Below are 20,558 nucleotides of genomic sequence, written 5' to 3'. Positions count from 1 at the left end.
TTTATGCTATGCACGACGTACGGTCTTTGACAAGAGTTCGCGTAATTCCATTAGGAAAGTCTCGTTGGAGTCACTGGTACAATCCAGGATCCCAAATGTTCGGCAATTGCTCGATCACATCTCGGAGCTCTCTTCTAGCGGGCCCCGTATGCGCACATTGTATGACCACTTTAGTTCATTAGTCGGCTTTGTTAATTGGGCCGATATAAATAAATGGCCCGACGTCTTGTCTGGCGCGGAAGCAGCTAAGCCGGCAATGCGTGCATATTTTGAGTACGTCCGTGAGCGTGTCATGCGCAACAGCATTAATTTGAATACAGGAGCGAGAATACAGAGTAACGTTCTACGAGCGATAGAAGGTTTTTTCGATGTGGAGCATCTTGGACGAGGGCTCAACTTACTCAAGCGTGATAAAAGTATCACTGAATCGACCGTGCCCCCATCGGAGGCAGACCAAGCGCGAGTTTTAAGTCTTTGTAATTGCTTATTTGACGGTATATGTGAACTCGTCGTTGACCGGTTGCAATATCCATACGCTTTAAGGACGCCTAAGCATCTGGGCTTCCCTAATAACCAACTCTGGCTATTCCCTGCCAAGGCTTGGTATAAAACGCCCGCGATGATGGCAGCGTCGCCCAGGCATGCAGGATATGATTATGTCGAAGGGCGGCTAGCCACGCTGGCTGAAGCTAAAAGGCAGTATTCAAATATCAACACCCCGAGAGATGTGACTTTTGCTGCAAGAACTACACTAAAACACGCAAATGAAAATTACAATCATACTTCTCGGTGGCATCTGGCTTGCAAGGCATTAAATTCATTTCTTATTATGTTCCTTGCCGCCACCGGCATGAACTGGTCTGACGCTCTTGAACTATCATGGTCAGAAGACTATGAGGTAGACACAACCAATCAAGGCTTTCGCACCGTGAAGTGGCGCGCTGGAGGCCGGGTCGTCTCGTTCGAGTTATCGATTTCGTTTCTTCCAAAGTTTAGACGGTTTCTAGCCCTGAGGACTTATATTTTGCAAGGGAGGAAATGCGATCATCTCTTCTTTAGTAGCTTGAAAGCATCGGATCCTCCAACTCCAATCCGATCCAACTTGGACCGGACGTACGAAATGTTGAGTGGTATAGACCCGGCTCTAAATCCTGTAATGTCACGGGAATGGCGCGCTGCTAAAAGCGACTGGCTGGTGCGCCATACTGACCCGTCGACTGCAGCACTAGTCTTGCAAAACTCCGAGGAAACGGTGCTTCAGCATTATGCACAGGGATCTGAAACGTTACATCATGAGGAGATGAGCAAGTTTTTGAGTGAAATGGCCGTCGCGGTACTTGCGCCTGACGAGAAAATTGAAAATGCTACACCTCGCGCGGTTGGTCTTTGCACATCCTTCGGCATGCCAATCGCGATAGATGCTGAAACCCGAATAAAACCTGATTGCGATAGCGCGGAAGGTTGCCTATTTTGCGACAAATTCAAGATCCATGCGGATGAGACTGATACACGCAAATTATTGAGCTGTCGTTATGTTATTAACTTGACTTCGCCTTTGAGTAACAGTGACGAGGAATTTAACGAGCTCTTCAGGCCTATCCTGGAAAGAATAGATGGGTTGATATTGGACATCGCGGCGAGAGACCTGGCGATGGTTGAAAGGATAAAATTAGAGGTGAACGAAGATGGTGAGCTTGACGCATATTGGGCCGGCAAGGTCGAGATGTTAATGACGTTAGGATTGATTTGAATTCGGTATTTGAAGCGAAATTGAGCATGCCGCAGGACGTGGTTGCTCCTGATGTATTTTACCCAGACAGCGGGCCTACTCCGAACGATGACTTCATTGTAAGCAGGGATCTTCGAGGTCAACCGAAATCGCGTTTCGGTCACTTGGCATGGGATTTCTCTGCCTATAACTCGACTGGTAAAGTAGGGAAACTTTACTTCAACTTCTGGGGGGCGGGCCAGCCCACGTCCACTCAATTAAAGCTTACTGTGGAGATGCGACGCGTCATATTTTGCTTGATATGGCGTCGGGCCGGCGCTCCGCTAAGTATAGGCACGCTGAAGAACTATTTAACGGTGTTGGCTGCACTTGCCAATTATGCTGATGGCCTGCAGATCGGTTTGGGCACAGTCCTTGAAGATGAAGTACGCCTGCAAGACTTCGTGACCTCACGGTGTGGCGGGTGGATGGCGGAAACCCTTACGTCTCTACTGCCGTACCTTGCCCAGCTAGGGCTTGTTGCCCTTGGTTTTGGCGTCGTTAGCGATCAGTTTATTGAAGGTCTTAATGAACAGAACAAGGCATACCGGGAAGGGCTCAAGCAACATCCGCCGATGCCGAGCCGCATCTACAGTCGCTTCATCTCGGGCCTGCAAGTGGAGTTGTCAAAATGGCGAGCTGTTTCTAAAAACCTGCTTGACGCTGCACGTTATTGCTCGTCAGATCCCCGCGCTGGCAGAACGTTAAGTGGGCAAGACCAAGCCGGTAGAAAGCATAAGTTGCCTTTTAAGGAGTTCTTGACCCTTGAAGAAATACTCGATGAAGAGACCATTGCATATATTCAGGCGCAAGGCAAGCCCGTAGAGGTTCAGTCCCTGCCATTTATTATCGGTCAGGCACAATACATAGCCAAGCTCACGATTCAAACTTTTAGTGGAATGCGCGACGATGAAGTTAAGACACTTCCATACGACTGCCAACACATTTCTGAATCGGGAGGCGCACGACATTTTCTTGTGAGGGGTGTAACAACGAAATATGCACATGGGCTCGCAAAACGGGCACAGTGGGTAACAAACAAGGAAGGAAATGATGCAATTCAGGTAGCAAAGGACATCGCTGACGCCATTTATGACGGACATGATGTCACTCCAGAGGTAGCCTTAGACCGGATAAGTGACCATCCTCTGTTTGTATCCGTTGCATACTTTGGTTTTGGCATTACGAAGCGTGAGCCGAAAAATGGTCATTTTGTGCCGGGAATCATGGCACATCGTAAGTTGCCTGAAAGCTGCGTATCGATCATTGAGGAGAACGACTTACGCGAACTCGAACAGATTGATCCTCATCGCGCGTGGCGAGCAGAAGATCAATTTCAGATCGGAAAACCTTGGATGTTTACCTCGCATCAAACTCGGCGGTCCCTAGCGTTATATGCACAACGTTCAGGACTGGTATCTCTCCCATCGCTACGGCGTCAGCTGAAGCATATAACTGATGAGATGTCGCGGTACTATGCGAAAGGATCTGCCTTTGCCAAGGATTTCATTGGTAACGACAAGCGTCACTTTGGCTTGGAGTGGCAGAGCACTCAAGCAGAGTCTTCTGCACTGAGTTATATCCTCAATGTCCTGATGTCAGATGATGTCTTGTTCGGAGGCCATGCGCACTGGATCCACCAGAGAATGAAGAAGCCCGATGGAGTCGTCTTTATGGACCGTGGCGAGACGCTGAGGCGGTTTAGAAAGGGCGAAATCGCATATCAGGAAACGATTCTTGGGGGCTGCACTAACCTTGGAACGTGCGAGAAAGTTGCGGTGAGGTGGCTGCATACTGCTTGTGTGATCGATAATTGCAGGAATTTAGTGGGAAATATGTCGAAGCTTGATTTGGTAATTTCGGCTCAGCAAAAGCTGATTGAGAGACTAGATGCGAACTCTGTTGAGTATCGGACGGAATTGCGCGACTTACAAACGTTAATCGAAACGCGGGAACGCACCCGCTCAACCCAACGGAGCGTCGCATGACCAGTGCTGTAATCGAATATTTTGAAGCTCTTGAGCGACTTCGCGTCAACCGACCTATTCGTGTTCCCAAAAATACGAAAATTACGAACGATTCGGTATCGATAGAGGCAGGCAGAGGAAAAGGAAGTATTAAGAAATCGCGCGCCATCTTTCAAGAACTTATCGCTGCGATTGACGAGGCTGCGCTAGAACAATCGAAGTCTAAGGATGCTGCTCACGACAAGCTCGTCAAAGCGAAGGGCTCCGCGGCTCAATATCGAGAAATGCTTGATGCTGCCCTAGCCCGAGAGGTGTCCCTACTGTGGGAGCTGTATGCTGTAAAAAAACAGTTGGCTGCGCTTACGGGAGGGAATGTACTTCCGCTTCGAGGCGCGTAAAACAATATGATCTGAACGGGTACTCAAAGAAGCTCTTACTGCTATCGAGTGCAGGACGTGCTTATAAACTCGATCACGGAGTCGGGATAGGATGCCGCGGGACCGTAGGAATTTGACGAAACGCAATCCCAATCTGCTTTGCCTCAACCGTAGCCGCATGCTCTTATGCCAGCATCCCTAGTCTAATAATGACTTTTGACCTTGCTGATCCTTGTCGATACGGCGGGGCATGGAGACGGTCATGGCGATACGGGGCTGGTTGCGGCTGTCGGATGCTGCCGATTGCGGTGGCACGGTGGCTGAGGGGTCTTCTTGCGAATTCAGCGGCGGCATCGGGTATACGTTCCAGGGCGCGCGCATGGCGTGCCCCAAGGGCTGCGTGATTGCCGAAGGCTATCCCCGTTCGCTCCTGTCGAACGGAGCGGCCCAGGTGCTTAATGGCCAGAAGACCAGCGGCGGCTGCCGGCTAATCTCGACCCTGAACGGCGTCGATGGCGTGGCTGGCGGCGATTGATGGACCGCGTGCGTGATCTGTTGCAGCTTCTGCTGCATGGCCAATCCTGGAGCACGGAGAACCGGCAACTGCGCCTGCGCTCGGCCGCAGGCCCCCTGGGCGACCTGAAGGACGTGCTGCTGCCCCTGCACGTCACCGGGTCGGAGGCGATCTGCGGCGGGTTCGAGTACCACGTCACCGGCGTGGGCGTCACGGGGCTGTCGCTGAAGGATCTGCTCGCATTGCCGGTCGAGATCCAGTTCGTGACCGACCGCGGCCACCTGCGCAGCGTATGCGGTATCGTTGACGAGGCATATGCAGGCGACTCCGATGGCGGCCTGGGCGCGTATCGCCTGGTGGTGCGCGACACGCTGGCCGTCATGGAAAAGCGCATCAGCAGCCGTGTCTTTCGCTTCCAGAACGAACTCGAGATCGTGCAGATCCTGTTCGACGAATGGCGCCGCGGTAGTGCCGCGCTGGCCGATGCCTTCGAGTACGAGCTCGATCCCATGCTCGACATGGCACAGTTCCCGCCGCGCGAACAGACCATGCAGTACAACGAGTCGGACGCCGCCTTCGTGCGGCGCCTGCTCAAGCGGCGCGGCGTCGCGTGGAGCTTCCGGCCGGGCCGCAGCCGCACATCGGCTGGCGACCGTGCGCACGACCGGGGTCCCGGCCACACCCTGACGTTGTTCCAGGACGCGTCCGGCCTGCGGCAGAACACCGCCGGTACGGTGCGCTACCATCGGGAAGATGCGACGGACGGGCGGGACGTTATTACTCACTGGACCGAGCAACGCCGGTTGCAATCCGGCCAGGTGACCCGCCACAGCTGGAACTACAAGAACCCCAGGGCCGCGCCCTTGATGACGGTCACCGCACGTAGCGGCGTCGACCAGGGCAGCTACGGCAACGGCCTTGCGGCCACATTGGATGACTTCCTCGTAGAGACTGCGCACGTCGCCGATGACGTCGCGGACCACCAGCGTCTGGGCCAGCTGCGCATGAGCCGGCACGATTTCGAATCGAAGTGTTTCCACGGCGAGGGCTGCGTGCGCGATTTTTGCGCCGGCGAGTATTTTTCCCTGCAAGGTCATCCGGACGTCGACAGCCTGCCGCAAGCAGAGCGCGAATACGTCATTACCGCGCTGGAACTGGAAGCGCGCAACAACCTGCCCAACGACTTCACGGCACATGCCGAGCGCTTGTTTAGCGGCGGCCTGGCCGATGGCCCGACTGCCGGGCGGCACCCCGGCAAGCCCGGCCGTTCCGGCTTGGTATATGTGCGCTTCACCGCCGTACAGCGGGGCGTGCCCATCGTTCCGGATTTCGATCCCCGCATCGATTTGCCGCACCCCCAGCTGCAAAGCGCGCTCGTCGTCGGCCCACCCGGAGAGGAGGTGCACTGCGACGCACTCGGGCGCGTGAAGATCCGCTTCCCTGGCATGCGCGAGGCCGACCATCGGCACGCGCATGGAGCGGGCGCGTCGGATATGCAGGGTGACTCCGCATGGGTACGGGTGGCGTCCCCCTGGGCCGGCAACGGGTATAGCGCCCAGCAGCAATCGGGCACGCTGACCTTGCCGCGCGTAGGGACCGAAGTACTGGTGGCCTTCCTCGGGGGCGACCCGGACCGGCCCGTGATTCTCACGCAGGTGTTCAACCAGCATGCGCTGCCCCCCGCCTTCAGCGCCGCCGGCAGCCTGCCCGGCAACCGCTACCAGTCGGGCACGCGCACACGCGAGATCCAGGGGCAGCGCGGCAGCCAGCTGCGCTTTGACGACACGCACGGCCAGATCAGCGCGCAGCTGGCCAGCGACCATGGCACATCCCAACTGAACCTGGGATGGCTCACGCGACCGCGGGTGGACGGCCAGGCCGAACCACGCGGCGAAGGTGCGGAGCTACGCAGCGACGAGGCAGTGGCGATCCGCGGCGGCAAAGGTGTCCTGATCACGGCCGAGGCCTCGCACGCCGAGGGCGCGCAACTGGGGCGGGCCGGGCTGGTGGGCCTTACGGACGTGCTGCAGGGCGTGCTGGACGAGATGGGCCGGCAGGCGGAGCATCACGCCGGTGACGAGACTACCTGGAGCGTCGAGGAGGTGGCCGACCGGCTCAGGCATTGGCACGACGGTTCGAACCTGGCCGCCGGCGCCGCAGATGGCGGCGCGCCGATCGTCGCCGTGACCGCGCCGGCGGGGATGGTACTGGCCAGTCCAGACAGCGTGGTTCTCGGCTCTGAAAAGAAGGTCACGGTGGCCAGCGCGGGCGACGCCGAGGTGGCGGCCGGGCGGAATATCTTCGTGCGCGCGGCACGCGGCCTGAGCGCGTTCGCGCACGCGCTGGGCATCAAGCTGGTGGCCGCCAGCGGCAACGTGACCATGCAGACCCACAACGGAAACATCGAGATCAAATCGGCCGGCCGTATCAGCCTGATTGCGGCCAAGGGTATCGACCTGCAGGCGCCCGAGGTCAAGGTGGTGGCGCAAGGCGCGCAGACCGACTGGGGCAACGATAGCCTGGTCCTGCAGTGCGCGGGCAGACAGGTCGAGAAGGCGGCACAGTACATACGTTTGGAGCCAGGTGGGGGCGTGCCGGCAGCTTTGAACCTGCCTAAATCGAAGATAAGGACCAATGAACGTGCCGTGCTACGCCATCGGCAGACAGGCGAGCCGATCGCGGGCCAACGCTACTCGGTACAGCTTGACGACGGCAGCACCGTCGACGGCACTACGGACGAGCAAGGCCGCTCAGCCTTGTTCGTAGACGACCTGATTCGTGTGGCCAAAGTCACCTTTTTCAGGGATGAGTCTGGAGCCAGTTAATCCGGAGACTGCATGAGTGAACCAACCCGGCCAATGCCTAACCCTGCCATCAACCCGGATGGCCACTGGGAGGGCACGATCCTGTTTTCTCCCGAAGCCCTGAATACACGGGCCTTGTTCACCCTGGAGCGAGGTCCTGTCATCCCGGTAATCCTAGTCCCCGGCATCATGGGCTCGAACCTCAGGGCGAAGCGCAGTCCAGTCGTCAGCAGGTAGCGCGACGAAGGAAACAACTTACTGTCTCCAGGCGAAGCAGCGTGGCGTGCGCCGAATACCCTTGCAGACAAGTATTCAGAAGTCAAGCGATGGGAGAAACGGGATGCCCGCACACGGCAGCAAATCCTCGATGGCGAGACGCTGGAGGTCGACGACACCGGAGAGATTGTCATGCCCCCCGATGCCGAAAAATATGGGTTGACGGAAAAGGCCGCCCGAGCCCAAGGATGGGGCGAGGTGCATGCCGATTCATACGGACGACTGTTGGCACAGCTGGAGTGCCATCTGAATCGCACCTTCGAATTCAATGAGCACACCAAGGCGCGAGAGGTCCGGCGGCACTGGCAGAAGATCATGCAGTGCGACCCTGCGCAATGGGGTGCCCGGGGGATGCCCCCCCTCACGGAAGTCGAGCTGGCCAAGCATGCGCGCAACTCCTATCCGACCTTTGCGTGTGGCTACAACTGGCTCGACAGTAACTGGGAGTCGTCGAAACGGCTGGAGCGGCGCATCCTCGACATCATCAAGTTCTACACCGACCGCCGGGTGCCATGTAAGCAGGTCATCCTGGTGACGCACTCGATGGGCGGGCTGGTGGCAAGGGCCTGCGCGAAGCGAATTCCCGACAAGATCCTCGGCGTGATTCATGGCGTGATGCCGGCGTTGGGCGCGCCGGCCGCCTATCGCCGGATGGCGTGCGGCACCGAGTCCACCAGTCCGAGCAGGATGGGTACGCTTGACGAGAAAGGGATGGAAGGTTTCGCTACTATCGCTGGCCCGACGACGGAAGATACCACGGCCGTAATGGCGATGGCGGCGGGTCCGCTGGAACTGCTGCCGAACCACCTGTATCCCAAGCCGTGGCTGCATGCGCGTATTACGCGCATGCATGGCAGCCAGAGTAGCCATCAGGCAGTCATGTCTATGCCGCCGGCCGACGCGACACCTTATGCGATGTATGCGGACTGGACATCATGGTACCGCGTTATCAATCCGGCCTTGGCCGACCCTACAGAAAAATACCGAGAGAAGCCTGGCGGCGTGGAGAAGGCTCTCAGGGGCGCTATAGATGCGGCCCAGCGCTTCCACATGCTTTATCTAAGGGACTGGTACCACGGAAATACATATGCCTTCTACTGTTCCGATCCAGCGTATATGTCCTTCGGGGAGGTGCGCTGGACCGCGCGAATGCCAGCCGAGTCAGGTGCCGTGCTCACGACGGCCAACGTCAAACAGGCGAAGTTTCTCGCCCACACCAAGGCCGGCGGACGTCGGGTCGTAGTCGAAGGCAAGACCGAGCTGTATTTTGAACCCGACCAGCAGGACAGTGCGGGCGACGGCACGGTATCGGCGCAATCAGGAGCCGGGCCGGGCGACAAGATCAGGCAGTTAATCAGGGCCAGCGGCTTTGGACATCAGGAGGCATATAACGATCGCGCAATGCAGCAGCTGACCCAGTACCTGATCGTCAAGATCGTTCAGGAGTTGTGATGCGAGAAATTGTAAAAAGCCGCAAGTGGCAGGTGTTGGCTGCGTTGGCCCTGATAGCGTTCGGCGCGTGGGCCGTACCAAATGTACGCGACAAATATGAGGTGGCGAAAATGACCGAAAAGATGAAGACCGTGTGCGTTGGGCGCTTCCTCATCGACTTGCCGGAAAAAGCCGAGTATTCGTTACGTGGGGGCCGGATTCAAGGCTTCGACATCTCAGCCTTCAATGAAAGCGAAGAAGCTTTCGCGGCGCGCGTAGAGACCGAGGAGGCAGAAATCCGCGCTGAACCCGACTATCTCGGGCGTAACAAGAACATGGAAGTTGTCAAGGAAATCCAGACCGAGAGTGGACTGGTGGGGAAGATATTCGTGTTCGGGCGGAATGTGACCGATGGCTACGCCGGATACGGCGAAGATCGGAAACACTACCACTACGAAGGTGTCGATGCCGTAGGATATGTCCACAAGGACGGACTGAGTGTCAATTTCATAGCGAAGGACTACGACCCTGACCGTGTAACGGGCAACCTGACAAAGCTGATAGCCCAGCTCGTGCCGAATCCCGATAACGACATTCCAACCGAACCCGGCTTCTGTCTCGATCGTGTGTTTTTCCGTGATCCGCTCGTTGCCGAACAGGGCGAGCGCGTTGTGCTATTCGCAGGGCTGCCCGAGCATTCCGACCTGGCCATCGTGTTCAATATGATGGCTGGTACAAAGCCCAGCAAGGATAGTCTATTAGCACGTAACCAAAATGTGCGCGCTAAGGACACTTTCGATGAGGCGGCGCGAACAGCAGACCTGTTCGCGGGCAAGCGTGCGATCAACGGAATCGCGGGCGAGCAGGTGCTGACCAGGTATCTCGGCCTGGACTTCACCAGATCGTACATGTTCCTGTGGGAGTTGAATGGCACTCGCGACGACGTGTTCCTGCCTTTCCTCTCTCTCGAGTTGCAATCGGGCCTAAGCTCGAGAACGGGCGGAGCACCAGTGCAGTCAAGTCTTGCCGAGTCAGCGGTGCTCGATTTATGGGACAGGATTTCATCCAGCATCCGTGTGCGAACGACCGTTGCGCCCAAAGTCAGCGCACGCGAACTACCCCGCCTCGGCAGCCAAGCAATTGCCGGCGATACCTGCATCCAATCGGGTTGGTGGGAGTGCAGCGAAGGCGGCAATGGCACTAGGGTTCACGGTGGGGAGCGGCAGTACATCCGGCAGGGCGAGCGCATGCCCCAGGCGCTGCTGCTGCCCGCACAGACTCTGTGGGAGAAGGCCCGCGGCCTGCAGCCGAGCTATGAAGCCCCGAGCCGGACGCCGTGGACACTCGTCGATAGGCGCAGTCGTCGACGCATTACACCAGACGTACCGCTGGCCCAGCCCGGTGCGCCTATACCGGCCGCAGCCACCGCCGCGCCGATCGGCGCCGGTGCGATCGAGCGGGCTTCGGTGGGCGCCTACGCCATGACGGGCAACCCGTGCCCCGCGAGTGGCTGGTGGCACTGCCAGGAATCGGATGCCCTAGATGGCACCCGCTGGTTTGCCCAAGGGAGCGTGTTGCCGGCGGCGACCTTCACTGTACCGGAACGTACCTTCGGCAGGACGTCCGGCACTCCGAATGTGATGCAGCGGCGTGGGATATGGCAGCTGGTAAGGCTCTCCGATGCAGGCGAGCCGGCGGGGAACGCCGCAGACGTACGCGGCCCAATTAATGGCCAAGCTGGGTCGGATGCGCCAGGTGGAAGCGTCGCCTGAACCGGTTCCCATCCTCATGACGCCTTGCGCCGAGCTGGCTTTGTGGGTTCTGGCACGACGGACTTCCCACCGTCACAACCACCGTTTCGCTTGGCGATGGCAAAAGCGACGCCGCCAGCCAACGCCAAGCCAATCAGGCATAGTACGCCAATTGTGGACAATGAATAAAACCGTCACCGCATTGACAAACTGTCAGTGAGCAAAGAAAACCGTCACTTTTCCTTCTTGAACGGAGCGATACCCTATTCGGTCGGGACCTCTCGCATGATGACCTCGCAGCCCTCGCACCACGCCACGTCTGTTGAGGCGGTGAAAGTGAAACTCGGCCACACGGTTGCCGCACCACATTTCCAGCACTTCCAACTTCGCTCTGGCAGCGGTTGCCACGCTTTGTCCTCCGAGCTAAATCGCCTTAATTCAGTCTGATAGCCCCAAAGAAGAATATTCAGGGTTGGAAGGCGCGCTACCAGAAATGAAGACACTTCGGAGGCTCGCCCTACCGCACCTTGGACTGTGCGAAATCCGTCCCAGTCTGCTATTACGAGACTGTCCGTGCCTGTGAAAGACCGATCAGCGGGATAAATGTAGTTAGCTACAACATGGACCCCAAAGCGCCCTTTTGGTCTCTGACCGATATTAATCGATAGCGGATCAATACGAGTCCCATTTTTGGCCTGGGCTTGCAACCGGTCGGCCAGCCCTCTTGACAACCACCAATCATGAAATCGCGTTAGCATGGAAATCTCATATTTTTCCTTGAGCTAGGGGATGCTCACGGATACATTTCAGTCCTGCCTCGACATGTTCCGCCCACCCGGTCGTGTGTGTAGCAAACCACGCCTCCGTTTCCTCTTTCGAAGTCCCGCAGTCTTTATCAATTTGCGCTTTCCTAGCTGCAGCAACTGCGGTATCGGATGAGGATGAATCGTTGGGCTTGCCACAGGCAGTAAGGACAACGAGTGTGATAGCAAGCGCTGGGAGGTAGAACTTCTTGCTCATGGTAATCAGCATGTCGTTTTCCTTACTGTTCAGTGGTACCGAAATTCCAAGTCCTTCAACCAATGTTCGTTGCCGAACTGGTCCACGATCGCAACATCAGCCGTGAATTTTTGCCCCGCCGTTCGTACTGGCGGCTGCACAAAGAAATCGAAGCGAAGGTCGCTGATACCACCTTGTGGAATGATGTGCTTTGTATCGTACAGATTCGAGTTTTGCGCACGAACTACAGCGTGGCCGACAGCCCTCGGACGCCGCAGTTTGACCTCCATAACATACACGCCGCGCTTCGCAATGTTGGTTACGTTCAGGTCGCCAACTATTTGCATCGCAGGTTCGCTTCCGCTTGATCCCATGTGCCACCACAGGGCGTTAGGGCGGGAGACAGGCATACAGATTAACGTTTTCGATGGTACATCTATGACACCTTTGACGGGCTTTGGCGCGAGATGGGATGTGAGCCAACGCCATGTCTTTCCAAACCATCCGAATATCGTTCCAAGGACGCCGAGAGCGGCGGTTGCCACACCTAACGCAACTTTTGCTGATTCAAAATCGAATGGCATGTGCTTTTTCGCTTCAATATGCACTTTCGCCGATAAGGTCTCGGCACATGCCAGGAACCCATTGCCAAGAATCGCCCGGGCATCGGTCCCAAGTAAGATAAGGATCGTCCTTCTTCGCTTCCAGCCACCAGATGTACAAAGCTGTGTCGTTCCACGTCTTTCTTGTTGCGAGTGGGATCGCCCGAAGTTTGACACGCAGTGCGGCTTGAAACTCTGTCTTTAGCATTATTTTCCTAGCGAGTCTTAACCTTGATGTATGCGTAGTCAGATCCAGTCTGACCTTTGAACACCGATACCTCAACCACACCAGGCAAGTCATTCCAGCGTATCACCATCGGTGAGCGGAATGAAGGCGCCTTCTGGCTAAACCCCAGCTTTGTAATCGCCGTCTCGGTAAAAGGAACTTGCTCCAGACTGTTGACCGTGATCCAGTCTGCTTTCCCGCCGATGTAGACAATCTCGAAACGGCCATCTTGGTAGTCGCACTTCGTACCGCGCTTGTTCTTCGCGCATGTCGGCGTGGCCTTCAGCTGCTCACCGACCTGTTTCATGCTCTGACCTGCAATCTTCGGGATATCAACGGCCGAAGACGCCTGAGCCAACGTACTGGCGACGACTGCTAGCGCGCCGAGGGCAAGATGGAAGTGATGAATCTTCATGGTTTCCTTGCGCTGGCACCGGTCAGCTGCGGGCGCCACCAGGGCGCAGTTCGTTCAGTTTCGCGGCCGCGAGACCAACGCCGCGTTTTCCTATCCTTTGTAGCGGAGCGCGCAGTTGTTCTCCGCTTCCTCTGCCGATTGCCCGAACTCCGCTGCGGTAGCTATGCAGCCTTTCATGTAAGTTCTACGGTCATCGGTTAGACCGGCGTACACGGCTATTGCTATCACTACGCCAGCGAATACAATCGATGCAACAATCTTCATATGATTTATACCGTTCTCCTTCAGGTCGTCGCCCAGCGGAATAGGACCAGTGGAACTGCCGCCAAGCACATGATTACGCTGATTACGGCTGAAGCCTGTTCCTGTCGCCTGCGATTGCGTGCGCCCGGGACAACGGCAGCGCAAAGCACAAGTACAAACATCACGGCCATTAGTTGGAGAATGAGCATTACGGTGCCGATAAAGCCCTGTCCTGTGAAAATACCTCCCAGGATGACAATTGCAGCGGCAACGTTGCCGAAGAACTTTGCTGCCCATTTGTTCCGGTTTGACTCTTCTTTGATAAGTTCTGAGGCAGATTCCATAATCCTAGATGGCTGATTTTGTTGGGAAAGCACGACAGTGTGTGATATTGGTTAGACGATAACGTTGAGCCTTAATGCTTCAGCTGGCGCGCTTGAAGTAGAGCTTCATGGCCACGGGAGTCAGAGCGACCAACCCAATAACGATAGCCGCGCTGTTCCCTTCAGCCATGCCGCCGATGAATGCGTATGCACCTACTGCGGTCATGGGAGCGACCCACTTCCACGACCAGTTGGCGGACTTGCCAAGATTTTGTTTGCGCTCAAGGCGGGCCACTTCCTGCTCAAGCAACAGCTGCTCTTTACGCTTTTTCAGTTCTTCGATGTTGCTCAACTCGCTCATATCAGAACCCTTGGTTAGTGTTTTTATGTGAGCAACATTCTATGCCAGCTAGCGCATTGAAGGAACTAAAATTCGGCAACTAGTGAAAGCTTTTTCTTCTAAGGTTTGGGATGAACCGTGACCATCATCATCGTCCGTGACGATTTTTGGTTCGCCCGCCATCGGCCCCCGTGCGATTAAAACTAGGGCCTTGTTGTGACGCCTTTCATCTTCTACACCATCGGGTGCTGGTCCAGTGTCGCGACCACGGCGCAAAGGGCGGTACCCACAGCACTGCCGCGCTGGTCGGCCGAATGTCACACGGGTCTTGCAAAGGCTACATCTATGTTTTGGGCGCATGACAACTTGCCAAATAATGCACCGTAATGTACTGTATGGATGTACAGTTATTTTGGCGTGCATACCCAGCAGCAATTATTCAATGCAGCAAGTAATTCCTCCCTCCCTGTTGCTGGCGTCTTAGCTTGCCTACTGTCATGCGTCTTTGGATCGGCCTGCATCTACCGCAGATTTCGCTTGAAATATTCGAACCAAACCGGTCGGATGACAGCGTAGGAGTAGTGCTCGAGCGCGAAAAGGTGCTGGGGATGTCGTGTGCTGCACGCGCCGCTGGAATCAAAGTGGGCATGCGCCGTGGCGGTGTACTCATGCTCGTTCCGCATGCCCGAATTTATGAGCGCTCGACTGCCGGCGAAGAAGCTGCACTGCAGGCAGTCGCAATTGCATTGCTCAAGTACACTCCCTTGGTCACTCTGGCTGAAGAATCAACGCTGCTTATCGACATCGGGGCTAGTTTGCGCTTGTTTGGCGGTGTTCGTGCGTTATGCAAGCTCGTCCGCACTGACTTGCGCGCCTTGGGCTTTTCCGGTCGTATGAGCTGTGCACCGACCGCGCGTGGAGCATGGTTGCTTGCTCGATTTCGCGGTGAACGCGTACTCAAGCCTGAGACCATGGCACGTCATCTGGACCGCCTACCCGCCATGATCGTGCCGGCGGCTAGGCCGTTTGCTAGTTGGTTTGAGGGTATCGGTTGTTCGAGCATTGCAGAACTTCGACAACTTCCACGCCCAGGCCTGCAACGTCGATGCGGTCGGCATCTGCTCGACACCCTCGACAGTGCGTTCGGTTCGGCTCCCGAGTTGTTTGAATGGATTACGCCACCATCGACCTTCGAGGCCAAGATCGAACTGTTCGATCGCATTGAGAACGTCGACTTACTAATGGTGGGTGCACAGCGCCTGGTGTTGCAGCTCACTGGTTGGCTGTCCGGTAAACAGTTGGCAGCAGAACGGGTCACACTGCGATTAGTGCACGAGCGGGGGAGAGAGGCCCGTCCTGACACCGCCATCGATATTGCACTTGCCGAGCCCACGTGGCAGAGCGACCACATCCTTCGTCTGATGAAAGAACGACTTGGGCGAGTCGAGCTAGTCGCTCCTGTTATTGGATTGGCTCTGGACGTGGCGCAGCTGCAGCCGATGGCACCGCCGAGTGAGTCTCTTTTTGTAGAACCAGGAGGTACACAAGAAGACCAAGTCCGAATGTTGGAGCTACTGGTGGCTCGTTTGGGGGCTGACAATGTGCTGCAGCCTTTGCCTGTCGCAGACTACCGCCCTGAGGTAGCCAACGCATGGGTGTCAATTCAGCAAAATGTCAAAGAGACCGCCGTGATAGCACAACTGTCGCCGGATCTCGATATGTCCATGCGACCGACATGGTTGCTAGCTAAGCCGATCGCGCTGTTAATTCGGGATCACAGGCCTTTTTATACATCGCCTCTTCGGATGATCTCTGGACCTGAGCGGGTTGAAGCTGGATGGTGGGGCAATACCGCGTCACGCGACTATTTCATCGCTGAGGGGCGAGACCACGTCCTGTACCATGTTTACAGGGAGCGGTTCAGCGGCGACGGCGAAGGCAGTGATCCAAGATGGTTTTTGCATGGGCTGTTCGGCTAGGGCGGCCCGCCTTACTGTGCAAGAGGGCTCCAACGTAGGCAAGGAAATCTCCCCTCCCGCGCCACTTCATCTTGCCATGCAGGTGAGCCAAAGAACATCCTGTAGTCGGGCTATGCATCGCCAGGCGTTCGGTAGCTGACCCCTGTAAAAAATGGACAAACAACTAGATATCCGTCCACCATCACAAAAAATTTAATGGACACGCAGAAAAACGAATTGCGTGCGAAATCAATACCTTACGACGTCCATTTTTCCATCACTTTAAGGTGAGCGCGGGCGGGTGGCGATGCCGCCCACGGCGCTCGAGATCGTTCTGGCCGAGCCCGCATGGCGCGACGAGCACCTGGTGCGCCTGCTCAAGGAACGCCTGGCCCGGCAGGAGCTGCCGGCCCCGGTGATCGGGCTCGGGCTGGAAACGCGGCAGGTGAGGGCGATGGCGCCGCCCACCGAATCGCTGTTCCCCGAGCCGGGCGGCAGCGAGGAAGACCGCATGCGCATGCTCGAGCTGCTGGTGGCGCGGCTGGGGCCGGAGAACGTGCTGCAAGCGCTGCCGCAAGCCGATTACCGGCCCGAGGTGGCCAACGAATGGGTGCCGGTGCAGCAAAAGACCGAGCGCGCGGCGCTCGGTGCGGCGCGGCTGCCGCCGGTTGTCACCAGCCTGCCGCGCCCGAGCTGGCTGCTGGCCAAGCCGATCGCACTGCTCATGCGCAACCACCGGCCCTTCTACGGCTCGCCGCTGAAGGTGGCCTCGACGCCAGAGCGCATCGAGGCCGGCTGGTGGAGCGAGACCCAGACCCGCGACTACTTCATCGCCGAAGGGCAGGACCATACCTTATACTGGATCTACCGCGAGCGCATCGTCGGCGCCGGCGAGGATGCCGAGCCGCGCTGGTACCTGCACGGGCTGTTCGGATAGGCCTGGAAGGCCGGAGGAATTTCCGGCAGATTGAAGGTCGTGCAGAGCGTTAACCGGGCGCTTCCTTCGGCGCGCTTGCGCGATACTGGCGCATGCGGCCCCCCGGGGCTGCGCTGGTTACCAACAATCTCACTCCATGGAGGACCGAGTGTCCGGTTTGATGAACAGCCGCTGGTGCAGTGACAAGAGGCGGCCCGGATTCCCGCCCGGCAGCATGCAGGCGGATGAACAGGATGCGCGAGCACAGGTGGGAGCGGTGCGCAGGGTGCTGGTGGTCGATGACGAGGCCGACGTCGCCGACCTGGCCGAGATGTTGCTGTCAGCCCATGGCATGGACGCCATGGTCGCCTATTCGGGCGCCGCGGCCCTCGAGATGCTGGCGACCCATTCCGACATCGACGCCGTCATTTCCGACGTCATGATGCCCGGCATGAACGGGCTCGAACTGGCCGATCGCATCGCCAGGAGCTATCCGGCGGTCAAGATCATCCTGGCGTCCGGGTATATGGCGCCGTCCATGTTCGATGGACAGGCGGTCAAGCAGCTGTTCATTGCCAAACCCTACCGGATCGACCAGCTGCTGCGGCTGCTGCATACTTAAAAGCGCGTCAAGCCAGCGCGGCGCGTGTCAGGAATAACTGGCTACCGTCCTACTCGCTGACCTTGCCGCGCAAGGCCTTGACCCGCCCGCTGCGCGTCTTGGCATCGAGCCGGCGCAGCTGCGATCCGTGCGTCGGCCGGGTCGGGCGGCGCACCTGGGGCACGATGGCAGCCTGGTCGACCAGGGCCTGCAGGCGCTGCAGCGCGTCCAGCTTGTTCTGTTCCAGGCTGCGCGAGGCCTGCGCCTTGAGGACGATCACGCCTTCCTGCGTGATGCGGGCGTCGCGCAGGGCCAGCAGGCGCTCCTTGATCCCTGCCGGCAAGGACGAAGCGGCCACGTCGAAGCGCGCGTGCACCGCACACGACACCTTGTTCACGTTCTGTCCGCCCGGCCCCTGGGCCCGGATCGCGCTGAATTCGACTTCCGCCGGATCGATGACCGCCATCTCCCACCTGTCAAAGCTTGCCGCGGCCGCAACGGCCACGCCACATTGTAAGGGCAGAGCGCCTGCTTCCACGGCGATCTTGCCGCACGACATACATTTGATCTGGCAGGGCACCCCTTGCTGCGCTGCGCTATCATGTATTTACGTGTTCGCTGCATGGCGCGCGCACGGCTGCGCGGCCATCCCGGAGGAGTCTTGAACCTGTCGCCCCTGCCCCTTGCCGTGTTCGTTGTCGATGCGGTCGGCACCGTCACCAGCTGGAACAAGGCTTGCGAAAAACTGGCCGGCTACGGCGCCGGCGAGATCCAGGGCATGCCCCTGGACCGCATGGTCGAGTTCGACGACCCGCCTGGCCCCACGCCGTGCATGGCCGCGCGCGCCGACGCCGAGCACGCGGGCGTGCTGAAGACGGCCGACGGCCGCCGCCTGCCGGTGCGCATCACGGTGGCGCCGCAGTCCTTCGACAGCGCGACATCCGGTACCTACAGCATCATCCTCATCCCGCGCACCGGGCAGTTCCCGGCGCGCTATGCCCTGATCCAGGACCTGCCGGTGGCCGACATCCTCGAGTCGCTGCCCTGCGTGTTCTACGTGATCGACCAGAGCGGTCACCTGCTGCTGTGGAACCACCAGCTCGAAGAAGCGCTGGAGATGGATGCCGAAGAACTGCCCACTTCCAACGTCCAACACTTCTTCGACGAAAAAGAACGGCCCCTCGTGGTCGCCAAGATCCTTGCCGCCTTCGATGGCGGCGGTTCCACGCACGAGGCGGAACTGGTCGGCAAGCACGGCAAGCGCACGCCCTACCTGTTCCGCTGTTCCCTGGCCCACCTGGGCACGTTGCCGGTCGTGTTCGGCACCGGCATGGACATCACGGCGCGCAAGCAGGCCGAGATCGGCCTGCGGGTGCGCGAGCGCGCCATCTACTCGAGCCTGAACGCCATCGTCATCACCCGCTGCGAAGCGCACGAACACCGCATCGACTACGTCAACCCGGCCTTCGAGCGCATCACCGGCTACCCGCTTGCCGAGATCCGCGGCCAGGATCCGCGCTTCATGGCCATTCCGGGCTGCGACGAGGACGAGCGCGAGCGCATCCGCGAAGCGCTCGCACACAAGAAAAGCGTGCGCGTGGTGCTGCGCAACAAGCGCAAGAACGGCGAGGTATTCTGGAACGACCTGCGCATCGACCCGGTGGCGGGCGGCGACGGCGAGATCACGCACTTCGTCGGCGTCATCAACGACATCACCGAGGCCCGCCACTACGAGCGCCGCCTGCATCACCTGGCCCACCACGACCCGCTCACCGGCCTGGCCAACCGCACGCTGCTGCAGGAGCGCCTGCGCCAGGCCATCGACGCAGCGCAGCGCGGCGGCTTCATGGTGGCGCTGGCCTTCCTCGACCTCGACAACTTCAAGCACATCAACGACAACTTCGGCCATGCCGCCGGCGATGCGGTGCTGCGCGAAGTCGCCCAGCGCCTGCGCGAGAACGTGCGCGAGGAGGACACCATCGCCCGCATGGGCGGCGACGAATTCGTCCTCGTCATCTGCAACCCGGACAGCCACGAACACATCGCGGAACTGATCGAACGGATCCGCCGCAGCCTCATGGCGAAGGTGGAAGTGAAGGGCCAGGAGATCCTGCCGGCCACCAGCATCGGCGTCAGCGTCTTCCCCGACGACGGCGACAGCCTCGACAAGATCATGCGGGCGGCCGACGCCGCCATGTACCACGCCAAGACCCTCGGCAAGAACAACTTCCAGTTCTATTCCGCCGACCTGAACCAGATCGTGCACGAGCACCTGATGCTGGAAGCGAACCTGAGCCGCGCGATCCGCGAGAACGAGATGGTGCTCGATTACCAGCCGAAGGTCGACCTGCGCAGCGGCAAGGTGGTGGGCGCCGAGGCCCTGGTGCGCTGGCGCCACCCGGTCGATGGGGTGATTCCGCCCGAGCGCTTCATCCCGGTGGCCGAGGAAACCGGCCTGATCGTGCCGCTGGGCGATTGGGTCATCGACGAGGCCTGCGGCGCGCTCAAGGCCATGGAAGCGCTCGGCGTGAAGGACTTTGTCATCGCGGTCAACCTGTCGGCGCGCCAGCTGCGCCAGCGCCAGTTCGCCGAGCGCCTCGGCGCGACCCTGCGCCGCCATGGGGTCGACCCGCGCTGCCTCGAACTCGAGGTGACCGAAAGCCAGCTGATGGACCAGCCCGACGAAGCGCTGGATGCGCTGAACCAGCTCAAGGCCCTGGGGGTGCGCCTGTCGATCGACGATTTCGGCACCGGGTATTCGAGCCTGAGCCACCTGCAGAAATTCCCGGTCGACGTCATCAAGATCGACCGCTCCTTCCTGGGCGACGTCGGCAACAACGGCCACCTCGTGATCACGCGCGCCATCATCGCGCTCGGCCACAACCTCAAGCTCAAGGTGGTGGCCGAAGGCGTCGAGACGCGCGAGCAGATCGCCTTCCTGCGCGAGCACGAATGCGACCAGATGCAGGGCTTTTACTTCAGCCCCGGGCTGCCGCGCGAGTTGCTGCAGGAGATGGTCGCCAGGGACGCGCGCCTGCCGGACTGAG

General features: G+C 58.6%; 15 protein-coding genes and 1 pseudogene. 11 read left to right on the top strand and 5 right to left on the bottom strand.

Features of this window, described 5'->3' with window-relative positions:
• The first annotated feature begins 148 nt into the window (after nucleotides 1–148).
• The 7 genes from MasN3_RS20100 (at nucleotide 149) to MasN3_RS20070 (ending at nucleotide 10,909) form a co-directional block, all read left to right on the top strand.
• On the top strand, nucleotides 149–1,750 hold the full coding sequence (locus MasN3_RS20100; protein ID WP_281909642.1) for a hypothetical protein: 1,602 nt from the start codon (nucleotides 149–151) through the stop codon (nucleotides 1,748–1,750).
• The gene (locus MasN3_RS20095; protein ID WP_281909639.1) at nucleotides 1,747–3,756 is read left to right on the top strand and encodes a hypothetical protein; all 2,010 of its coding nucleotides are present in this window, start codon (nucleotides 1,747–1,749) and stop codon (nucleotides 3,754–3,756) included. Before MasN3_RS20100 ends, MasN3_RS20095 begins: the two co-directional genes overlap by 4 nt.
• A complete protein-coding gene (locus tag MasN3_RS20090; protein ID WP_281909638.1) occupies nucleotides 3,753–4,133 on the top strand; it encodes a hypothetical protein in 381 nt (126 codons plus the stop codon). The genes MasN3_RS20095 and MasN3_RS20090 overlap by 4 nt, the downstream gene beginning before the upstream one ends.
• Nucleotides 4,134–4,362: 229 nt before the next feature.
• Entirely contained in the window at nucleotides 4,363–4,647 is a 285-nt protein-coding gene (locus MasN3_RS20085; RefSeq protein WP_281909636.1) for a PAAR domain-containing protein, read from the top strand.
• Nucleotides 4,647–7,451 (top strand): type VI secretion system Vgr family protein, encoded by a 2,805-nt coding sequence (locus MasN3_RS20080; protein ID WP_281909635.1) that lies wholly within the window; start codon nucleotides 4,647–4,649, stop codon nucleotides 7,449–7,451. Before MasN3_RS20085 ends, MasN3_RS20080 begins: the two co-directional genes overlap by 1 nt.
• Nucleotides 7,452–7,838: 387 nt before the next feature.
• Entirely contained in the window at nucleotides 7,839–9,158 is a 1,320-nt protein-coding gene (locus tag MasN3_RS20075; protein WP_281909634.1) for a PGAP1-like alpha/beta domain-containing protein, read from the top strand.
• Entirely contained in the window at nucleotides 9,158–10,909 is a 1,752-nt protein-coding gene (locus MasN3_RS20070) for a T6SS immunity protein Tli4 family protein (protein ID WP_281909633.1), read from the top strand. The genes MasN3_RS20075 and MasN3_RS20070 overlap by 1 nt, the downstream gene beginning before the upstream one ends.
• Nucleotides 10,910–11,653: 744 nt before the next feature.
• On the opposite strand, the gene MasN3_RS20065 is transcribed toward MasN3_RS20070, so the two are convergent.
• From MasN3_RS20065 to MasN3_RS20050, 4 genes are all read right to left on the bottom strand, one after another.
• Nucleotides 11,654–11,920: a hypothetical protein gene (locus MasN3_RS20065; protein WP_281909632.1), complete on the bottom strand. Its 267-nt coding sequence runs from the start codon at nucleotides 11,918–11,920 to the stop codon at nucleotides 11,654–11,656.
• Nucleotides 11,921–11,937: 17 nt separating this feature from the next.
• On the bottom strand, nucleotides 11,938–12,471 hold the full coding sequence (locus MasN3_RS20060; RefSeq protein ID WP_281909630.1) for a hypothetical protein: 534 nt from the start codon (nucleotides 12,469–12,471) through the stop codon (nucleotides 11,938–11,940).
• Between the two features lie 233 nt (nucleotides 12,472–12,704).
• Nucleotides 12,705–13,130 carry a hypothetical protein gene (locus MasN3_RS20055; RefSeq protein WP_281909629.1) on the bottom strand — a complete coding sequence of 142 codons (426 nt, stop codon included), beginning with the start codon at nucleotides 13,128–13,130 and terminating at the stop codon, nucleotides 12,705–12,707.
• A gap of 666 nt (nucleotides 13,131–13,796) precedes the next feature.
• Nucleotides 13,797–14,057 (bottom strand): hypothetical protein, encoded by a 261-nt coding sequence (locus tag MasN3_RS20050; RefSeq protein WP_281909627.1) that lies wholly within the window; start codon nucleotides 14,055–14,057, stop codon nucleotides 13,797–13,799.
• Nucleotides 14,058–14,533: 476 nt separating this feature from the next.
• Between MasN3_RS20050 and MasN3_RS20045 the strand changes: the two genes are divergently transcribed.
• From MasN3_RS20045 to MasN3_RS20035, 3 genes and pseudogenes are all read left to right on the top strand, one after another.
• Nucleotides 14,534–16,015, top strand: a complete 1,482-nt coding sequence (locus MasN3_RS20045) for a Y-family DNA polymerase (protein ID WP_281909626.1) — start codon at nucleotides 14,534–14,536, stop codon at nucleotides 16,013–16,015.
• A gap of 268 nt (nucleotides 16,016–16,283) precedes the next feature.
• Nucleotides 16,284–16,931, top strand: a pseudogene (locus tag MasN3_RS20040) (DNA polymerase Y family protein); the annotation flags it as partial.
• Nucleotides 16,932–17,079: 148 nt separating this feature from the next.
• Nucleotides 17,080–17,532, top strand: a complete 453-nt coding sequence (locus MasN3_RS20035) for a response regulator (RefSeq protein ID WP_281909623.1) — start codon at nucleotides 17,080–17,082, stop codon at nucleotides 17,530–17,532.
• Nucleotides 17,533–17,581: 49 nt separating this feature from the next.
• Here MasN3_RS20035 and arfB read toward each other — a convergent pair whose 3' ends face one another.
• Complete coding sequence (gene arfB / locus MasN3_RS20030) at nucleotides 17,582–17,977, bottom strand: alternative ribosome rescue aminoacyl-tRNA hydrolase ArfB (protein WP_281909622.1); 396 nt, start codon at nucleotides 17,975–17,977, stop codon at nucleotides 17,582–17,584.
• Nucleotides 17,978–18,172: 195 nt separating this feature from the next.
• Here arfB and MasN3_RS20025 point away from each other — a divergent pair, with 195 nt between their 5' ends.
• Nucleotides 18,173–20,557: a sensor domain-containing protein gene (locus tag MasN3_RS20025; protein WP_281909620.1), complete on the top strand. Its 2,385-nt coding sequence runs from the start codon at nucleotides 18,173–18,175 to the stop codon at nucleotides 20,555–20,557.
• Nucleotide 20,558: the final 1 nt, after the last annotated feature.

Source organism: Massilia varians, assembly GCF_027923905.1.
In the GTDB taxonomy this organism is placed as follows: domain Bacteria; phylum Pseudomonadota; class Gammaproteobacteria; order Burkholderiales; family Burkholderiaceae_D; genus Telluria; species Telluria varians_B.
Note: the sequence above shows the minus strand (reverse complement) of the source record. Positions and strands in the feature narration are given on the sequence as shown.